General features: G+C 62.0%; 3 protein-coding genes and 1 pseudogene (1 of these 4 running past the window's edge). 2 read left to right on the top strand and 2 right to left on the bottom strand.

Annotated features, from left to right (window positions below; all coding sequences use genetic code 11):
• On the top strand, positions 1-321 hold a 321-nt coding region (locus tag HX823_RS30185; RefSeq protein ID WP_051422265.1), incomplete at its 5' end, for a hypothetical protein.
• A 24-nt stretch (positions 322-345) separates the two neighbouring features.
• Here HX823_RS30185 and HX823_RS30180 read toward each other — a convergent pair.
• Complete coding sequence (locus HX823_RS30180; RefSeq protein WP_177078258.1) at positions 346-1,761, bottom strand: MFS transporter; 1,416 nt, start codon at positions 1,759-1,761, stop codon at positions 346-348.
• Positions 1,762-1,849: 88 nt separating this feature from the next.
• On the opposite strand from HX823_RS30180, the gene soxR reads away from it, so the two are divergent.
• The gene (gene soxR / locus HX823_RS30175) at positions 1,850-2,302 is read left to right on the top strand and encodes a redox-sensitive transcriptional activator SoxR (RefSeq protein WP_038844210.1); all 453 of its coding nucleotides are present in this window, start codon (positions 1,850-1,852) and stop codon (positions 2,300-2,302) included.
• Between the two features lie 5 nt (positions 2,303-2,307).
• Here soxR and HX823_RS30170 read toward each other — a convergent pair.
• A pseudogene (locus HX823_RS30170) lies at positions 2,308-2,823 on the bottom strand (sugar ABC transporter permease) (it continues 434 nt past the right edge of the window).

Below are 2,823 nucleotides of genomic sequence, written 5' to 3'. Positions count from 1 at the left end.
ATGGGTATCGCCTTGTTGGCCACGTTGCTGGCGGGCTGTGCGCCGTCTCACTCGGCATGGACGGGCGTCAGGAACGCGTTTGTCGGCACACGCTTCGATGCCCACCTCTATGACGATTGCAGCCGTGGCTGTGGCGATTCCTATTGGTCCCCGGTCAACAAGAAAAAGGTCTATGACCAGGTTGTGAAGGAGGGCGACAGCCAGCGCTACTTCGTGACCTGGATCCGCGACTGTCGATACTCCGTGCTCGTCTCGGGTGAAGGTATTATCCAGTCGTGGCGCTATGAGAATGAAGACCGTAGCAGCTGTTACATTTTTTAGTCGGCTGTCAAGCATCAGCGGCCGCTAACCAATCAGTTGAACGACCCGCCTGGCAATCAGAATACCCATCACCGGCGCCAGCGCAAACACCCCGAACAACCACACCGCAGCGCTTGCTGTGCCTTCAATGCCGCCGGGTTCAGTCAGGCCCGCGATGTTCGCTACCATGCCCGCCAGTGCTGCGCCAAACGCGGTGGCGAACAGTTGCACCGTGGTAATCGACGCAGAGGCCAGGTCCTGTTCGCCGTCGGGTGCCACCTGGAATACCCGGGTCAACAAGTGCGGCCAGGCCAGGCCCACCCCCAGGCCGATCAGGGTAAGGGCCAGGCAAATCGGCGTAAGCGTCTGCGCACCGCCATTGCTTTCGTGAGGCATTAAAAGAGCCAGCGCCAGCATGCCGACAACACCCAGGATCGGCCCGGCCAGGATCGCGCGACGAATATTCGCGCCTGTCATTCCCGCGCTGGCGATTGACCCCAGCGTCCAGCCGGCCGCCATCAGTGCTGCCAGATAACCGGCCACCAGCGGTGACTGGTGGTGCAGGACTTGAAGAAACAGCGGTACAAAGATTTCGCCACTGGTCACGGCGACCGCCAACAACGACATCGTGGCGTACAGCGCGCCAAGCGCGGTGGTGAGTTGAAAGGCTCCAGCGGGCAGCAGTCGATGGCGGGCTCGGCTTTCTGTGAAGACCAGCAGCGCCGTGAACATTGCTGCCGCTGCGAGCCCCAACAGGTTCAGGGGCAGGGTGGAAGAGACACTGCCGGCCGACACCGCCAGTACCGCTGCCGTCAGCAGCCACAACTGAGTGAGCGGCAACGGTGTGGGTTCAACGCTCTCTGTGCTGCGCCTAGGCAGTACGGTCGCGGCCAGCACGGCGAACAACCCGGCCACCGGAATCAACGACCAGAACGCCGCCCGCCAGATGCCCAGTTCGGCAAACACGCCGCCCACCGCTGGCCCGACCAGCGTCGCAACGCCCCACATCCCCGAGACCAACGCCATTGCGCGTGGCCACAAGGGTTCGTCGAATACCAGACGAATCATCGCGTAGGACAGCGCAAACAGGAACCCTCCGCCCAGGCCCTGTACCAGCCGTCCGACCAGCATCACCGGCATGGAAGGCGCAAACGCGCACGCTAAGGCTCCGCTGGCGAACACCAGGCTGGCAACCAGGTAAGCACCACGCGGCCCTAGGCGGCCAAGCAAACGCGCAGACAACGCGGAACCGAGGATCGAGGCGGCGACAAACAGCGTGGTATTCCAAGCGTAATAGTCGATGCCGCCGATGTCTTGGACCACTGACGGCAGAATCGTGGTGGCGATGTAGACGTTGATCGCATGCAGCACCACGCCGCCTGCCAGGGCCAGTGACCGTACGCCGTTTGCACCGGACAGCAAGGCGGCCCAGTTGGAGGGAGCGGTTTGTGTTGTGTTCATGGAGACTCCATGTCAAAGGAATGAAGGCTTGCCAGGACAGGCCGACACTCTTTATAAGACCTCATGTATAGATGAGGTCAAGCCGCCGATGGAACCGAAAATCGATGTGCACATCCCCCTCGGGGTGGGCGAGTTGGCGCGGCGTAGCGGGGTGACCGTGGCGACTGTGCACTTTTACGAAGCCAAGGGTTTGATTCATGGCCAACGCAGCCCAGGTAATCAGCGGCGCTACCACCGTGATGTCCTGCGCCGCATTGCGGTGATCAAGGTGGCGCAGCGCGCGGGGATTCCATTGGCAACCATCAAGGCTGCACTGGAGGAACTACCGTCGGGGCGACCGCTGACGGCCAAGGACTGGACGCGGCTTTCCACGCGTTGGCGAGACATGTTGAATGAGCGAATCAACAGCCTCACGCAACTGCGCGACCAACTCGACGGGTGCATTGGCTGCGGGTGCCTGTCCCTGGATGACTGCCCGCTGCGCAATCCGGGAGATCGGTTGGGGCAGGTCGGGGAAGGGGCGGTGTTGCTGGGCAAGTGAGGCAGTCAGCGTCTGCCCGTGCGCGTACTCACATCCACCCACACCGCCAGCACCAGGATGCTGCCCTTCACAATCATCTGCCAATAACTGTCCACATCCAGCATCGACATCCCATTGTCCAGGCTGGTGATTACCAACGCCCCGAGCAACGCGCCATACACCGTGCCCGAGCCGCCACGCATTGATGTGCCGCCAATAAAACACGCAGCGATGGCGTCCAGCTCACCCATGCTCCCCGCCGACGGCGAGCCGGCCGCCAGACGAGCCGTGTTGACCAAACCGGCGAGTGCACACATCACGCCCATGATGCCGAAGATCCACAACTTCACCGCCTGTACGTTGATGCCGGATAGACGCGTGGCTTCCATATTGCTGCCCACCGCGTACACGCGACGTCCAAATACGGTCTGGCTGGTGACGTAGCTGAACACGCCCAATAACACCAACAGCAGCAAGACGGGGACGGGAATCCCATCGTAGCTGTTGAGGGTCGTGACGAACCCGGCCAGCACGGCGCCGAT

The organism is Pseudomonas sp. P7759 (assembly GCF_013386445.1).
Classification (GTDB): Bacteria; Pseudomonadota; Gammaproteobacteria; order Pseudomonadales; family Pseudomonadaceae; genus Aquipseudomonas; species Aquipseudomonas azotoformans_A.
Note: the sequence above shows the minus strand (reverse complement) of the source record. Positions and strands in the feature narration are given on the sequence as shown.